This window comes from Ruegeria sp. BB10 (assembly GCF_056535725.1).
Genome location: NZ_JBQFIW010000001.1, coordinates 896,417 through 911,807, shown reverse-complemented (window position 1 = coordinate 911,807; position 15,391 = coordinate 896,417). Strand labels below are relative to the sequence as shown.

Genomic DNA, 15,391 nt, shown 5'->3' with positions numbered 1-15,391 from the left:
ATCGTTCACAAAGTGATCCCTAAATGAACTCTCGAAGGCGGTGATGCTGAAACGCTCATCATCTTCATACCTCCCTGTTGGACTACGGCCGAGCTTAGTGCTCGGCCTTTTTTTTGGCCATTCGGCAACGCGCGCTGTGTTCGGCTGGCAAAACATCTGGGAAACTCGGGCACTTAGACCTATGATCACGAAAAATTCACGAAGACTTGTGTTCGAGGACAGATTCGATGTTTCAGCCCCTTCGCCTTTTGTTGGCGATACTTTCCGTCATTTGCCTTTCAGGGCCGGTTCTTGCGCAGGATAGCGGATCGACCGGTTCCTCAACCACTATCAGCATTCCCGATGATCTGACGCCTGAACAGGTGGACGATCTGGTCGCGCGTATGTCTGACGATCAGGTCCGCGCCATTTTGCTTGAGCGTTTGGACGCGGTCGCTGAACAAAAGGCTGCCGAAGCAGAGGATCGCGAAGATCCCATCAAGGAAATCGGCGCAATTTGGGCGGCAATGGTGACGTCCTGGACGCAGGTCGTGGTCACGGTGCCGAATATATTCAGCGCTCAGGCCCATGCGGCCGAGAACTTTATAAGCACATTCGGATCAAGCGGCGCTCTTACGCTGATGGGTTTGATTCTGAGCGTTTTGATTGCAGGCTACATTGCGGAAAAGCTTTTCTACCTGCTCACCAACAGATGGCACAGTCAAGCAAGTGCGACCGAGGAAAGTGACCTTTGGGGTGCGGTAAGCTTCCTGTTTCGCCGCTTTTGCCGCGAGATTGCTGGGCTAGTTGTTTTTTATGTCGTGATCCGCGCCTTGGGACGCGGATTGTTGACGCCTGAACAACTGACCTACGCCGCACCTTTCGTCCTTTACTTGATCTGGGTTCCACGCCTGGGCGCGGCTGCCTCGCGGTTCATACTGGCCCCGAACCAACCCCAATATCGGCTGGTCAACATTGACGACCACTGGGCAAAATACCTGCACCGTAATCTGATCGGTCTGTTGATCCTGATCGGGTTGACGTTGTTCATTATCCATTTCAACGAATTGAACGGCATCACCGGGCGTGAAACCCGGATCGGGTTCTGGCTGAACGGTGCGATCCACATCTATATCGGAGTGATTGCCTGGAAAGCCCGTGAAGGCCTGTCCCAGATGATGCTGGGGACAGACCCGGACCACACCAAGTTCGACGAGGAAGTCGCTCATTATTACCCATATTTCGCCATCGGCGTATCTGCGGTGATCTGGCTACTTGTCGAGTTCCTGGCTGCTCAGCGCGACCCGATGTTGCGCGCCTTGTTGCTGCAGGGTGCACATTTCACCACCATGTTCTGGCTGCTGATTGCACCCGCGCTTGATACGTTGATACGTGGCTTGGTGCGCCATCTGCAGCCGCCCATGCAGGGCGAAGGCCCGGTGGCCGAAAAGGCGTATAAATCGACCAAGCGCAGCTATATCCGCATCGGACGGGTCTTGGCTGGCATTCTGGTCATCTTGATGATCGCCAACGCCTGGGACCTTGATCTTCGGGAAATCGCAGGCGGCGGCGATGAATCCGGCAGCAAGGTTATCCAGTTCTTTATTATTATTGCCGTTGGCTACATCCTCAACGAGCTTGTGTCGCTTTGGGTCAATCGCCGTCTGGCCAAAGAACAAGCAGCCGATCAAAGCCCGGATGAAGAGGCTGGCGAAGGTGGTGGCTCGGGTGGGTCACGGTTAGCCACCGTCCTACCCCTGCTGCGTGTGACCGCTCAGGTCGCTATCGCGGTGATCTTTGTGCTGCTGGCGCTTGGGGCGTTGGGGATCAACATCACCCCCCTGCTGGCCGGTGCTGGTGTCCTGGGTCTGGCCATTGGTTTTGGCGCACAAAAGCTGGTGGCCGATATCGTGGGAGGTATCTTCTTCCTGGTCGATGACGCCTTCCGCGTTGGAGAATACGTAGATGTCGGTGGCACCACCGGGACGGTCGAAAAAATCTCGATCCGCTCAATGCAACTGCGCCACCACCGCGGGCCGGTTCACACTATTCCCTACGGTGAGATTCAAAAGCTGACCAACTACAGCCGCGATTGGGTCATCATGAAGCTGAAATTCACCGTGCCCTTCGACACCGACCCCAACAAGGTCAAGAAGATCTTTAAGAAGATCGGTGCCGAGATGATGGAGGACGAAACCCACAAGGACGGTTTCCTGCAGCCCTTTAAGTCGCAAGGCGTGTTCGACTTTGATGATGTCGGCATGATTATCCGCGGTAAGTTCATGGCCAAGCCGGGCAAGCAGTTCACCCTGCGCAAGGAAATCTTCAACCGTGTTAAGGCCGCGTTCAAGGAAAACGGCATCGACTTTGCCCGCCGCGAGGTGCGCGTTGCGATCCCCGGCCTGGATGACGCGGATAACCTGAACGAGGAGCAAAAGGCAGCTATCGGTGCAGCAGCCGGAGAAGCAGCAAACCAACAAGCGGAACAGCAGGGTCAGAAATCGGGTTCCGAACACGGTGCGCCAAAATAACGAACTGACACTACAAACACGCAAAGGCCGCCCTCAGGGCGGCCTTTTTTCATCGGATTGGCGCAGGAAACCATCAGACCCCGGTCTTAACCCTTTCCACCGACGCGCCCTTGCCCTAAAAGGCGCGCAATCTCGGCCACCTTGAGAACAGGACAGACGATGCAAGAGCCCGCCATCACACCGGATCTGATTGCCGCCCACGGATTGAAGCCCGACGAATACGACATGATCCTTGAGATCATCGGCCGCGAGCCGACCTTCACCGAGCTGGGTATCTTTTCCGCCATGTGGAATGAGCACTGCTCGTACAAATCCTCGAAGAAGTGGCTGCGCACCCTGCCCACTTCGGGTCCGCAGGTGATCTGCGGTCCAGGTGAAAACGCCGGTGTCGTTGATATTGGCGATGGACAAGCGGTTGTTTTCAAAATGGAAAGCCACAACCACCCGTCTTACATCGAACCCTATCAGGGCGCGGCGACCGGGGTTGGTGGTATTTTGCGCGATGTCTTTACAATGGGTGCGCGTCCCATTGCGTCAATGAACGCACTGTCCTTTGGCGAGCCCGGCCACCACAAGACCCGCCAGTTGGTCAATGGCGTTGTCGAAGGCATCGGCGGCTATGGCAACTGCTTCGGAGTACCCTGCGTCGGCGGCGAAGTTCGATTCCATCCCGCCTATAACGGCAACTGCCTTGTGAACGCCTTTGCCGCAGGTCTGGCCGACAGTGACAAGATTTTCTACTCGGCGGCTTCAGGCGTTAGCATGCCCGTCGTCTATCTGGGTGCCAAAACCGGTCGCGACGGGGTTGGTGGTGCAACCATGGCCTCGGCCGAGTTCGACGACACGATCGAGGAAAAACGTCCCACCGTTCAGGTCGGTGACCCCTTCACCGAAAAGCGCCTGATGGAGGCGACGCTGGAATTGATGCGAACCGGTGCCGTGATTTCGATTCAGGACATGGGTGCAGCTGGTCTGACCTGTTCCGCTGTTGAAATGGGCGACAAAGGTGGTCTGGGCGTGCGCCTCGATCTGGAGAACGTCCCTCAGCGCGAAGAGGATATGACAGCGTACGAGATGATGCTGTCTGAGTCTCAGGAACGCATGCTGATGGTCCTGAAGCCTGAGCTTGAGGCCGAAGCCCGCGCCGTGTTCGAGAAATGGGATCTGGATTTTGCCATTGTCGGCGAGACCATCGCCGAAGATCGCTTCCTGATTGTACATAACGGCGAGGTTAAAGCCGATCTTGTGCTGTCGAAGCTGTCTTCCACCGCACCGGAATACGACCGCCCGTGGGAGCCTACGCCCGAAGCTGAAGAACTGGCCGAGGTTCCGCAGATCGACCCGATCGACGGCCTGCGCGCCCTCCTCGCTTCGCCGAACTATGCGGGCAAGCAATGGGTGTACGAACAATACGACACCATGGTGATGGCCGACACCGCGCGCACGCCGGGTCTGGGTGCGGGCATGGTTCGCGTGCATGGCACAGACAAGGCATTGGCCTTCACCAGTGATGTTACCCCCCGCTATGTGCGCGCCAACCCGGTTGAGGGTGGCAAGCAGGCCGTCGCCGAAGCGTACCGCAACCTGACTGCCGTTGGGGCAAAACCACTGGCCACCACCGACAACCTGAATTTCGGCAACCCCGAAAAGCCCGAGATCATGGGCCAGTTTGTTGGCGCAATTCAGGGTATCGGCGCTGCGGTCGCCGCGCTGGATATGCCCATCGTGTCGGGCAACGTGTCGCTGTATAATGAGACCGACGGTCAAGCTATCCTGCCTACCCCGACCATTGGCGCGGTTGGCCTGTTGGACCACACCGACGAAATCATCGGTAACGAGGTCCGCGAAGGCCACGTCGCGCTGGTCATCGGCGAAACAAATGGGCATCTGGGTCAGTCGGCCCTTCTGGCCGAAGTGTTCAACCGCGAAGACGGCGACGCGCCGCATGTCGATCTCGACGCCGAAAAGCGCAATGGTGAGTTTATCCGCGCCAATCGCGAGATGATCAAGGCCTGCACCGATCTGGGCGATGGTGGTCTGGCACTGGCGGCCTTTGAGTTGGCCGAGGCCGCAGGTGTCGGCGTTCACCTCGACGAAGCCTCGACCGAGTTTTTGTTTGGCGAAGATCAGGCCCGATATCTGGTTGCCTGCAACTTTGACCAGGCCGAGGCGCTGATGATCGCAGCAGGTCAGGCCGGTGTTCCGCTAGTCTCGGTCGGTCGCTTTACTGGTGACGCCGTCAAGGTCGGCAATTCCGAGGCCCCTCTGGCCGAGTTGACGGACACGTTCCGCGACAGCTTTGCCGCCGCCGTGGCCTGATCATATCTTGAAGCTAATTCGCGAAACCTGCGCCCATATTGGCGCAGGTTTTGTCGTTTCAAGCCCCTCATCACACCCTTGCACGCCCTGTCCGGGCGCTCTACATCTTGAGAAAGACCTTCAGGAGTTACCTACATGCCGATGAGCACCCACGAAATCGAACACTTGCTGCGCGAAGCCTTTCCGGATGCGGAAATTCAGGTCGGCGGGCATGACGGCGTGCATATGTCTGCCATGGTCGTGGACGAAAGCTTTCGCGGTAAGAACCGGGTTCAGCAGCAACGCGCCGTCTACGCGGCCTTGAAGGGCAAGATGGACGGCCCGGATGGAGAATTACACGCGTTGGCGCTGACGACGAAAGTGCCTGAATGACGATCACGTTCTGGATTTACACGATTTGCGGTTTACTGGCATGTGCCGGTTTCGTGTTGATTCTGAAATCAACTTTCGGCAAATCCCGATACAAACAGAAACGCGGCGCAACACCCAGCCAGAACGCAAGCTTAGTTGCGTCTACAACAGACACGGGTAAAGGCGGTGGCGTTAGTGCAATGCCGATATCTCGAGATCCTCAGCAATATACTAAAGCAATGTCCCCGAAAAAATGAACGGTTGGCTATTCTGGATAGGTGTACTCGCAGCATTGATAGTTGCCGCCGCGCTGATCGAAGCCTATGTGAAGCGCAATCGGAAACGTAAGCTCGCTGATATGCGTCCGGACCCGGACAAGATCAGCAAGGTTGGCGGCATAGAGAGATACGGGCTGGACCCGCTGTCTCTGGCACAGGCCGAACATCGGCGGCTAGAGGAAGAAGGATGGGGGCCGGACCCCGCGCAAAATGAAACGACTGCCCGGACTTCGGGTGAAGAGGACAAGCAAGATGACCGACGTTAAGACCCAGATCGACGAAACCGTCAAAGCCAACGATGTGGTGCTGTACATGAAAGGCACCAAAGAGATGCCGCAATGCGGGTTCTCGTCCCGCGTGGCCGGTGTGCTGAACTATATGGGTGTGGACTACACCGATGTGAATGTCCTGGCCGATGACGAAGTACGTCAGGGCATTAAGGACTATTCCGACTGGCCGACCGTTCCGCAACTGTATGTCAAAGGCGAGTTCGTTGGCGGCTGCGACATTATCACAGAGATGACCCTGTCTGGCGAGTTGGACACACTGTTTGACGACAACGGTGTCGGCTACAACAAAGAAGCAGCCGACAAGATCCGCGAAGCAAACGCTTGATCAGCGGCTAACGCAATTATCCAGAATGACCTGCTCACTGGCGGCATCCGATCCTGTCGCCAGAAAGCTCACCGTTGCGTCCCATCCTTTTGAGCGCAGGATGTACGTCCCTGTCTCTCCGTCGGATTCATAGCGTATGCCGGAACCGCTTTGGACCTGACGCAGAGTGACCAATTGGTTGTCTACCATCATTGCTGCTGCACTCGACCCGTCCGGCGCGTTGAAATAGGCCACTTCTAATGGCACGCCGTTCTGGCATGTGAATGTCACTGGCAGAATGTCGATCTCAGCCCAAGCCAAGCCACCGGGCAAAGCAAATACCACGGCGCAGGCGACCGTCTTTACAGAGTTCATCCCGCTGACTTCTCCTCGATCACGGATGCCAAGGCTTCGGCCCGCGCGGCTATTTCCGCCAGAGTGTCCGTCACTGACGGAGGTACCACGGCCACCTCGATACGCTCAGGCTCGGGCTGTGGCATGTTTCTGAGGGTTCGAAGCTCGGTCTCAACCTCGGCCAGCTTTGCCTCGAGCGCCTTGATCTTGTCATCGGTTCCGGCGGCCTTGTCGGCCAGCATCAGCCCGGCCATCAGCAGCATCCGTGATTCTGGCATGCGCCCGATCTGATCAGACAAAACTTGCGCCTCGTCATCCAGCAATTTGGCAGCCGAATGCAGGAACGCTTCTTCCCCCTCCTGGCACGAGACATCAAAGCCGCGGCCACCGATTTGAATAGTCAATTCGGGCATTATTCAACCTCTCCTTCTGCCAGTTTCGCCTTCGACAGCAACGGCTCTAACCGCGCCAGAACTGCGTGCGCTTCGGCAGCGTCGGTTGCTTGTGCGGCGCGCGTCGCCTCAAGTTCGGCCACTGTTGCGCGGTTAAGCAGATCAGCATCCGGCACGCCGTCTTCGGCGGCGGCGCGCAGTTCATCCACCGATTGCCGCAACTGTTCATTCGCCTTGCGCATGCGTTGCAGATCGTCATCCAGACGGGACATCGCCGCCCCATGACTGGATCGCTCAGCGCGCAACATATCCAGCTCGGCGCTCAACTCGGCGACGCGTTCGCTGTCCGCCAGTTCAGACCGCAGGCGCGCGTTTTCAGCTTCGACACCCTGTGTCGCAGCCGCGGCGGCCTTGAGCTGTGCATTTTCGGCCTTTAGCGCCTCAACCTCATCCTGGTTTTCCAGCGCGGCCTTTGCCGCGGCCAACTCGGCGCGGGCGGCCTCAACCGAGGCCAGTTTTGCCTGCGCCTCTGCCAATTGTTCGCGCAATGCTCCGTTTTCCGGGCTTTCAACGGGCGTGGTTCGCAGCCTTTCCATGTCCGATCGCATGGCGTCGACTTCTAGTTCGTGGCGCTCTTTCAGCGATTTCAGACGTTCTTCCAACTGCGCATTGGCGACACGTTCATCATCCAATGCCGTCCGCAGAGCGTCATCTGCAACACCGCTGACCGGAGACGTATCCCGCAGCGTATCGACGCCGGTCCCTATCCGATCCATTGCAGCAACAATACGGCGATGTAATTCTTCGATCTGGCTCATGCCCCTGCCACCTCTTAACCAAGGTTCCTTGTATCGCGGATAGTCCGAATCAATATCATCCACGTCTTGCCCTAGTCTAACCTAACGAGGCGGAAAATACCCACTGTTTGCTTTCAACAACTTGGGCTGCTTTCTTGAACCACTACCTCATCAGAAATCCCGGTTCTACTTGCACTTTGGAGGCTGGATGGTATTGAGCGCCACATCTGCCTGTAATCCAAAGGAACAACGCCCGTGGACCTGACTGCGCTGCGCAATGCAAACCCCGAACACTGGGACAAAGCTGCGGCCATCCGCACCCTGACCCTTGACGCCGTCGCCGCCGCCAATTCCGGCCATTCCGGTATGCCGATGGGCATGGCCGACGTTGCGACCGTGCTGTTCGAAAAGCACCTGAAATTCGACGCCTCGGCCCCGAATTGGCCTGACCGCGACCGGTTCATCCTGTCGGCGGGTCACGGTTCGATGCTGATCTATTCGCTGCTGTATTTGACCGGCCACGGCGACGTGACCCTTGAGGAAATCAAGAACTTCCGCCAGTTGGGTGCAAAGACAGCTGGTCACCCGGAGAACTTCCTGGTTGATGGCATCGAAACCACGACCGGCCCGCTGGGCCAAGGCATCTCGAACGCTGTGGGCTTTGCCATGGCCGAAGAAATCCAGCGCGCGCATTACGGCAAGAAGGTTGTGGATCACTATACCTATGTGATCGCCGGCGACGGTTGCCTGATGGAAGGCGTCAGCCAAGAGGCAATCACCTTGGCCGGTCGTCATGAGCTGAGCAAGCTGATCGTCTTCTGGGACAACAACAACATCACAATCGACGGCACCGTCGATATGGCTGATCGCACCGATCAGGTGCGCCGTTTCGCAGCTTCGGGTTGGCACGTGATCGAGATTGACGGGCATGATCCGCAAGCCATCGATACGGCTATCGAGCAGGCAAAAAAGTCGAACAAGCCGACTATGATCGCCTGCGAAAGTCACATCGCTTTGGGTCACGCAGCTCAGGATACCTCGAAAGGTCACGGCGCGCTGACCGATCAGGACCAACTGAAGGCTGCGAAAGAAGGCTATGGCTGGCCGCATGACGCGTTCCATGTTCCCGCCGAAGTGAAATCCGCATGGGAGGCCATCGGTTCCCGCGGCGTCGCCGAGCGCACTGCTTGGGAAGAGCGTTTCGCGCAACTGTCCGAACGCAAGCAAGCCGAATTCAACCGCGCCTATGCGTTTGAAGCGCCCAAAAAACTGGCCGGTGCGATCCGCGCGTTCAAAAAGCAGATCTCGGAAGATCAGCCGAAACTGGCAACCCGGGCGTCGTCCGAGAAGGTTCTGAACGTTGTGAACCCGATCATGACCGAAACAGTTGGCGGTTCGGCGGACCTGACCGGTTCAAACAATACCAAATCGGCTGACATGGGTGTCTTCCTACCGGAAAATCGTAAGGGCCGTTACATCCATTACGGAATCCGCGAACACGGCATGGCTGCAGCAATGAACGGTATGGCGCTGCACGGCGGCATTCGCCCCTATGGCGGCACGTTTATGGCTTTCACCGATTATGCCCGCCCGTCCATGCGTCTGGCAGCGCTGATGAAAGTGCCTTCAGTCTTCGTGATGACTCACGACTCGATCGGTCTGGGCGAAGACGGCCCGACCCACCAGCCGGTCGAGCATCTGGCAATCTCGCGCGCGACCCCGAACACCTATGTGTTCCGCCCCGCAGATTCTGTGGAAACCGCCGAAGCGTGGGAACTGGCGCTGACGTTCAAGGACAGCCCCTCGGTTCTGTCGCTGACCCGTCAGGGCGTTCCGACCGTACGCACGGATCACAAAACCAAGAACCTGACCGCGCAAGGTGCATATGTGCTGGCTGATGCCGAAGGCAAACGTCAGGCCATCCTGATCGCAACGGGTTCCGAGGTTTCTTTGGCTATGGAAGCCAAAGCGATGCTTGAGGCTGAAGGCATCGGTACTCGCGTTGTATCTATGCCCTGCATGGAGTTGTTCGCACAGCAGGACGAAGCCTATCGCAAGCGCGTTCTGCCCGGTGGTCCGGTCCGCGTCGGGATCGAAGCCGCCGTACGCGCTGGTGGCTGGGATCGCTGGCTATTGGGTGAGCGTGGCCGCGAAGCCAAGGCCGGCTTCATCGGTATGTCCAGCTTCGGCGCGTCCGCTCCGGCGAATGAGCTGTACAAGCATTTTGGCATCACTGCCGAGGCGACCGTTGCTAAGGTCAAGGAATTGCTGGGACTGTAATCCAGCACACGAAGAATAAGGCAAAGGGCGGCATCAGCCGTCCTTTTTATTTTTATTTCAATGTGTTGCGGTCTTCTTTGATAGCAATGGCCCAATCACCTTGGTGGCTACAGGGATCAGAACAAAGCCCCACGCCAGACCAAACACACCATCCATTGCTGCTTTGGAAATCCATTCGACAGCCCCTACCCAGCCGTCTGACACGGAATGCCCAATCGCATATGCCCAGTCGTGGATGTGATGGCCCAGCCAGCCGAAGCCCAGAACTTCCATCCCGTGAATGATGATCGACCCGCCGACCCACAGCATCGCCGCGGTCCCAACAATAGACAGGGTCTTCATCACACCGGGCATTGCCTTGACCAATCCACGCCCCAGCCCGCGCCCGACAGGTGTCGGGGCATTGTTTGCCAGAAACAATCCGACATCATCCATCTTCACGATCAACGCGACCGAGCCATAGACGGCCACCGTCACCCCGATGCCCACAACCGCCAGAGTCGCCGCCTGCATCCACAGATTCGGCGCCTCGATCGCGGCCAGTGCGATGGTCATGATTTCGGCGGACAGGATGAAATCCGTTTTGATCGCACCTTTGACTTTCTGCTCCTCTAGATGACCAGGGTCGCGCACGTTCATGTCTTCATCAATGGCATGGCTGCCATGTGGAAACAGAACATGAAATATCTTTTCAGCACCCTCGAAGCATAGGTAAGACCCACCGATCATAAGCAGCGGCGTAATAAGCCAGGGCGCAAAATTGGCCAGCAAAAGGGCCACAGGCAGCAACAGCACGATCTTGTTGAATACCGATCCACGCGCAATCCGCCAGATGATTGGCAACTCGCGCGCAGGCGCAAAACCCTGAACGTATTTCGGAGTGACGGCTGCATCGTCAATAATCACCCCTGCCGTCTTGGCCCCGGCCTTTCCCGCCGCCGCCACCACGTCGTCCACCGACGCCGCTGCAACCTTGGCGATCCCCGCCACGTCATCCAAAAGAGCCAAAAGACCGCTCATCGCGCTACCTTTCCTGTCACCTGCCGCCTCAGGAACCTACCCAATCTTACAGCCAGTGCAAGCGTTAGCGCAATCGTGCGAAGTTTGCGCTAACACATTAAAAATATGCCGCTTTTGCTCTTTTGAGATTCACCAATCGCGGCTATATGGCCTGCAAGGCAAGCGCATTTGGAGACGTCACATGACCATCAAGGTCGGCATCAATGGTTTTGGCCGCATCGGCCGCTGTACCCTGTCGCATATCGCAGCGTCAGGCCGGAACGATATCGAAGTTATCAAGGTCAACGCGACCGGGCCGCTGGAAACTTCGGCTCATCTGCTGAAATACGACAGCGTTCATGGACGGTTTCCGCGCGACATCGCCATCAATGGCAACACCATGGATCTGGGCCGCGGCCCGATGGAGATGTTCTCGACCTACGACATGAACGAGCTGGATTGGGAAGGCTGCGACGTCGTTCTGGAATGCACCGGCAAATTCAATGACGGCACCAAGGCGAAAACGCACCTCGAGCGTGGCGCCGGCAAGGTTCTGTTGTCCGCACCGGGCAAGAACGTCGACAAAACCATCGTGTTTGGTGTGAACCACAACACGCTGACCGCCAACGACAACATGGTCTCGAATGGGTCTTGCACCACGAACTGCCTTGCTCCGCTTGCCAAGGTTCTGGACGAAGGTGTCGGCATCGAAAACGGCATTATGACCACGATCCACGCCTATACTGGCGACCAGCCGACCCTGGATCGCCGTCACAGCGATCTGTATCGCGCCCGTGCCGCTGCCATGTCGATGATCCCGACATCGACCGGAGCGGCGAAAGCACTGGGTGAGGTTCTGCCGAACCTGAAAGGCCGTCTGGACGGTTCCGCCATCCGCGTACCTACCCCAAACGTGTCGGCGGTGGACCTGACTTTCCGCTCATCGCGCGAAGTGTCTGTCGAAGAGGTCAATGAAATCGTTCGCGAAGCCGCGCTTGGCCCGATGCAGCGCGTTCTGGGTTATGAACCCGCGCCGCTGGTTTCGACCGATTTCAACCACACCGAAGAAAGCTCGATCTTTGCGCCGGAACAAACCCGCGTTGTAGACGGCCGCCTTGTCCGGGTTCTGGCCTGGTACGACAACGAATGGGGCTTCTCGGTTCGCATGGCCGATGTCGCTGTTGCCATGGGTCGGCTTAACTAAGATCGATTTGAAATCTTGAACATTTTTGCCCGCTCAGGTTATCTGGGCGGGCATTTTCGTTCGGGGCCACTATGACCAACCAAATCGCTATCTGGCTTGGCCTCTTGATCCTTGGCGGGTTGATTCTGGACTACGCTATCTTTGGACCCGAACATTTGGTTTTCCTCGGGAAAAAGCTTTACGCCTTTCTGGATTGGCTGGCTTTCTGGCGCTGACAGAGGTTTTGCTTGACTTTTCCGCTCATCTGGCTTTGTTAGCGCTAACTTTACTAAAGTCGAAATTCGGACGGAGCGGAACATGACACTCAAGCTGGCAATCAACGGATTTGGTCGGATCGGACGCGGAGTTCTGCGTGCAGTGATGGAATCGGGACGTACAGATGTAGAAATTGTTGCCATCAACGATTTGGCCAAACCCGAGATGAACGCGCATCTGTTCGAGTTCGACAGCGTACATGGCCGTTATTCCAACAAGGTGACATTGACCAACGAAGGCCTGGACGTTGGCGCAGGCCCCATTCGTCTGTCCAGCGAGCGCGACCCCGAAGCGCTGGATTGGTCGGATATCGACGTAGTTCTGGAATGCACAGGCGTTTTCCGCACCCGCGAAGCGGCTGAACGTCACCTGAAAAACGGTGCCAAGAAAGTCCTGATCTCTGCGCCTGCGCGGGGCGAAGGTGCCGTTAAAACAATCGTCTATGGTGTGAATGAGCATGAGCTGACAGCCGGGGATACCGTTGTTTCGAATGCTTCATGTACCACCAACTGCTTGTCGCCAGTTGCCGCTGCGCTGGATGCCGGGCTTGGCATCGTCCATGGCAACATGACCACGGTCCATGCGTATACCGCCAGCCAGCCAGTTCACGATGCCGCGGGTAAAGACCCCTATCTGTCGCGCGCTGCGGCTTTGTCGATGATCCCGACCACCACGGGTGCCGCAGCGGCTGTCGGTCTTGTGCTGCCGCAATTGGCAGGCAAGCTGACCGGTCAGGCCATCCGCGTTCCGACGCCTAACGTGTCTGTTGTCGATCTGGTGGCCGAAGTATCGCGCCCCACCACCGAAGACGAGGTCAATGCGCTGTTCGTCGAAGCCGCCGCCAAAATATCGGGCGTTCTGGCCGCCGAAAGCCGCCCACTGGTGTCGATGGATTTCAACCACGATTCCCATAGCTCGACCGTGTCATTGGCCGAGACCAAAGTCACCGACGGCACATTGGTGCGCGTTCTGGCCTGGTATGACAATGAGTGGGGCTTTTCGAACCGGATGCTGGACACAGCCGCCGCGATGGGCGCGTTAGCCTAACCTTTCGCGCAATGCAGTATGAACGCGGGGCGTTACGAATTTCGACACGTCCCCGTTCAGGCGCGCGATTTCCTTAACCAGTTTCGATGCGATGGCCTGATGCCGTGCTTCGGCCATTAGAAAGACGGTTTCGATTGAATCGTCCAAAGCACGGTTCATTCCGACCATCTGGAATTCATACTCGAAATCCGCCACGGCCCGCAGCCCGCGAACAATGATTTGTGCACCCACATCGCGGGCGCAATCGATCAGAAGGTTTTCGAACGGATGAGCAACAATTTCGGTTCCGGTTTGTTCAGACAACAGCGCACATTCCGCCTCGATCATGGCCACGCGCTCTTCCAGAGAAAATAACGGTCCCTTATCGCGGTTGATCGCTACTCCGATCACCAACTTGTCGACCAAAGCCGAGGCGCGCCGGATAATGTCAATATGGCCCAGAGTAATCGGGTCAAAGGTTCCGGGGTATAGACCAACCCGCATCACGCTCTCCTGCGTTCTGGAAATTGTGCGTCAGCAAACATAACTTTGCTGTCGGTGCAAGAGGTTGCTATCGCAACCAGCCCCGTCAGTGACCCATAATCATACCTTGAAGGGCGTCTTTTTCCATCGCCAGTTCGGCCAATTGCGCCTTGACCACATCGCCCAGGGTCACAATGCCTATCAGCTTACCCTCTTCGACCACGGGCATGTGGCGAAAGCGGCCTTCGGTCATGCGGGCCATGATGTCTTGTACCGTGGCCTGTCGTGTGGTGGTGATCAGATCCTTTGTCATGTAAGAGCTGACCGGCTGCGTCAAACATCCGCTGCCACTGGCAGCCAATTCACGAACGATATCGCGTTCAGACAGAATGCCGGCTGCCGTCTGACCACCATCTTCGGAAACGATGACGGTACCAATGCGCTTTTCCGCAAGGATTTTCGCAGCCTCCGACACAGTCATCGAAGGCTCGACCGTCACGACGCTGTCTGTCGCCTTGGATTTTAGAATGCCCTGAACGAGCATGAAAGCACCTCCGGAATAATGAATTTATCCAAAGCGTTGCGCGATTGTGTCGACCTGTCAAGCGTTGGCATCGGCTTCAAGCCGCGCGACTTCGTCACGGATGCCTTGCGTTAAAGCCTCGGCAAAGCGGTTTAACCGTTCGTTGCGCTGATCGCCCTGATGCCGGACAAGATAGAAGCTTCGCGTCAAACCCACTTGATCCGTCAAGATTTTCCGCAGGTTTGGATGGAACGGCAAAGTAAAGTCATGGGCAACACAAACACCGGTACCCAACGAAACCTGTCGCAATTGAACTGAGACCGAATTCGATGCAAGTGCGACACGGTCAACGCCAATATCGTTGAGATAGTCCAGCTCTCGGTCAAAGATCATATCCGGAATGTAACCAATCAGGCGGTGCCCCTTAAGATCGTTGATTGAACCAATAGGCGCATGGAGATCCAGATAATCCTGCGTGGCCACCATATGCAGCTTATAATCGCTGATCTTCTTGACCAGCAACCGTCCTGCTGTGGGCGCGCTGACAGTTACGGCCATGTCGGCTTCGCGCCGGGATAGGTTGATGATCCTTGGCAGCGCCAGGATCTGGATGTCCAGATCAGGGTTGGCATCACTGATTTTCGCACAAACCTGTGGCAACAGGTAATTGGCGCTGCCATCGGGCGCACCAATCCGTATCTGCCCACTGAGAGATTTGGTCGACCCAGTGACCACACCAGCCGCCGCGCGCATCGCCTCTTCGGCCTGCAAACCGTGGTCCAACAGGCGTTCACCTGCGGCGGTCAGGATGTATCCCTGTTGCGACTTCGTAAACAACAGCGCATCCAATGTTGTCTCAAGCCGCGCAATGCGCCGCCCTACAGTTGCAGGATCAATCTTGAGGATACGGCCCGCCGATGACAGGCTTTCCTCGCGCGCGACGGCCAGGAAAACCCGCATATCATCCCAGTTCGGATTCATATTTTCCCTTTTGCATTTTTGCAAAGCAATTTTGAAACATTGCCT

The 15,391-nt window shown here is 57.0% G+C and carries 16 protein-coding genes; 9 read left to right on the top strand and 7 right to left on the bottom strand.

Translation table 11 applies throughout. The features are described from left to right. Nucleotides 1-227: 227 nt before the first annotated feature. The 5 genes from ACR3EP_RS04540 to grxD all read left to right on the top strand — a co-directional run bounded on the left by ACR3EP_RS04540 (nucleotide 228) and on the right by grxD (nucleotide 6,073). Nucleotides 228-2,510 (top strand): mechanosensitive ion channel family protein, encoded by a 2,283-nt coding sequence (locus ACR3EP_RS04540; protein WP_170548681.1) that lies wholly within the window; start codon nucleotides 228-230, stop codon nucleotides 2,508-2,510. Nucleotides 2,511-2,669: 159 nt separating this feature from the next. Next, nucleotides 2,670-4,829, top strand: coding sequence for a phosphoribosylformylglycinamidine synthase subunit PurL (purL, locus tag ACR3EP_RS04535; RefSeq protein ID WP_480636533.1), 2,160 nt, complete (start codon nucleotides 2,670-2,672; stop codon nucleotides 4,827-4,829). A 135-nt stretch (nucleotides 4,830-4,964) separates the two neighbouring features. Beyond that, nucleotides 4,965-5,201 (top strand): BolA/IbaG family iron-sulfur metabolism protein, encoded by a 237-nt coding sequence (locus ACR3EP_RS04530; RefSeq protein ID WP_170348594.1) that lies wholly within the window; start codon nucleotides 4,965-4,967, stop codon nucleotides 5,199-5,201. Nucleotides 5,202-5,433: 232 nt separating this feature from the next. After that, complete coding sequence (locus ACR3EP_RS04525; protein ID WP_170409705.1) at nucleotides 5,434-5,724, top strand: hypothetical protein; 291 nt, start codon at nucleotides 5,434-5,436, stop codon at nucleotides 5,722-5,724. Next, nucleotides 5,711-6,073 carry a Grx4 family monothiol glutaredoxin gene (gene grxD / locus ACR3EP_RS04520; RefSeq protein WP_480636531.1) on the top strand — a complete coding sequence of 121 codons (363 nt, stop codon included), beginning with the start codon at nucleotides 5,711-5,713 and terminating at the stop codon, nucleotides 6,071-6,073. Before ACR3EP_RS04525 ends, grxD begins: the two co-directional genes overlap by 14 nt. Here grxD and ACR3EP_RS04515 read toward each other — a convergent pair whose 3' ends face one another. From ACR3EP_RS04515 to ACR3EP_RS04505, 3 genes are read right to left on the bottom strand one after another with little or no spacing between them, the layout of a single operon-like run. Further along, nucleotides 6,074-6,427 (bottom strand): MliC family protein, encoded by a 354-nt coding sequence (locus tag ACR3EP_RS04515; protein ID WP_480636530.1) that lies wholly within the window; start codon nucleotides 6,425-6,427, stop codon nucleotides 6,074-6,076. It abuts the gene before it with no gap. Continuing rightward, nucleotides 6,424-6,819 (bottom strand): cell division protein ZapA, encoded by a 396-nt coding sequence (locus tag ACR3EP_RS04510; protein ID WP_170358299.1) that lies wholly within the window; start codon nucleotides 6,817-6,819, stop codon nucleotides 6,424-6,426. Before ACR3EP_RS04510 ends, ACR3EP_RS04515 begins: the two co-directional genes overlap by 4 nt. Next, entirely contained in the window at nucleotides 6,819-7,616 is a 798-nt protein-coding gene (locus ACR3EP_RS04505) for a hypothetical protein (RefSeq protein WP_480636528.1), read from the bottom strand. Before ACR3EP_RS04505 ends, ACR3EP_RS04510 begins: the two co-directional genes overlap by 1 nt. Nucleotides 7,617-7,850: 234 nt before the next feature. Here ACR3EP_RS04505 and tkt point away from each other — a divergent pair, with 234 nt between their 5' ends. After that, nucleotides 7,851-9,875, top strand: a complete 2,025-nt coding sequence (gene tkt / locus ACR3EP_RS04500) for a transketolase (protein ID WP_480636526.1) — start codon at nucleotides 7,851-7,853, stop codon at nucleotides 9,873-9,875. A 57-nt stretch (nucleotides 9,876-9,932) separates the two neighbouring features. Here the strand turns inward: tkt and ACR3EP_RS04495 are convergent, their stop codons facing one another. Continuing rightward, nucleotides 9,933-10,895: a DUF808 domain-containing protein gene (locus ACR3EP_RS04495; RefSeq protein WP_170358295.1), complete on the bottom strand. Its 963-nt coding sequence runs from the start codon at nucleotides 10,893-10,895 to the stop codon at nucleotides 9,933-9,935. 181 nt (nucleotides 10,896-11,076) lie between these two features. Here ACR3EP_RS04495 and gap (ACR3EP_RS04490) point away from each other — a divergent pair, with 181 nt between their 5' ends. From gap (ACR3EP_RS04490) to gap (ACR3EP_RS04480), 3 genes are all read left to right on the top strand, one after another. Further along, nucleotides 11,077-12,078 carry a type I glyceraldehyde-3-phosphate dehydrogenase gene (gene gap, locus ACR3EP_RS04490; RefSeq protein WP_170358292.1) on the top strand — a complete coding sequence of 334 codons (1,002 nt, stop codon included), beginning with the start codon at nucleotides 11,077-11,079 and terminating at the stop codon, nucleotides 12,076-12,078. Nucleotides 12,079-12,149: 71 nt separating this feature from the next. Then, nucleotides 12,150-12,293 (top strand): hypothetical protein, encoded by a 144-nt coding sequence (locus ACR3EP_RS04485; protein WP_170348585.1) that lies wholly within the window; start codon nucleotides 12,150-12,152, stop codon nucleotides 12,291-12,293. A gap of 82 nt (nucleotides 12,294-12,375) precedes the next feature. Beyond that, nucleotides 12,376-13,380: a type I glyceraldehyde-3-phosphate dehydrogenase gene (gene gap / locus ACR3EP_RS04480; RefSeq protein WP_170358290.1), complete on the top strand. Its 1,005-nt coding sequence runs from the start codon at nucleotides 12,376-12,378 to the stop codon at nucleotides 13,378-13,380. Here the strand turns inward: gap (ACR3EP_RS04480) and coaD are convergent. From coaD to ACR3EP_RS04465, 3 genes are all read right to left on the bottom strand, one after another. Then, entirely contained in the window at nucleotides 13,372-13,863 is a 492-nt protein-coding gene (coaD, locus tag ACR3EP_RS04475) for a pantetheine-phosphate adenylyltransferase (RefSeq protein WP_170348583.1), read from the bottom strand. The two genes, gap (ACR3EP_RS04480) and coaD, sit on opposite strands and share 9 nt — an antisense overlap. A gap of 85 nt (nucleotides 13,864-13,948) precedes the next feature. Continuing rightward, nucleotides 13,949-14,386: a CBS domain-containing protein gene (locus ACR3EP_RS04470; protein ID WP_170358288.1), complete on the bottom strand. Its 438-nt coding sequence runs from the start codon at nucleotides 14,384-14,386 to the stop codon at nucleotides 13,949-13,951. Nucleotides 14,387-14,443: 57 nt separating this feature from the next. Further along, complete coding sequence (locus ACR3EP_RS04465; RefSeq protein WP_480636523.1) at nucleotides 14,444-15,346, bottom strand: LysR family transcriptional regulator; 903 nt, start codon at nucleotides 15,344-15,346, stop codon at nucleotides 14,444-14,446. Nucleotides 15,347-15,391 lie beyond the last annotated feature (45 nt).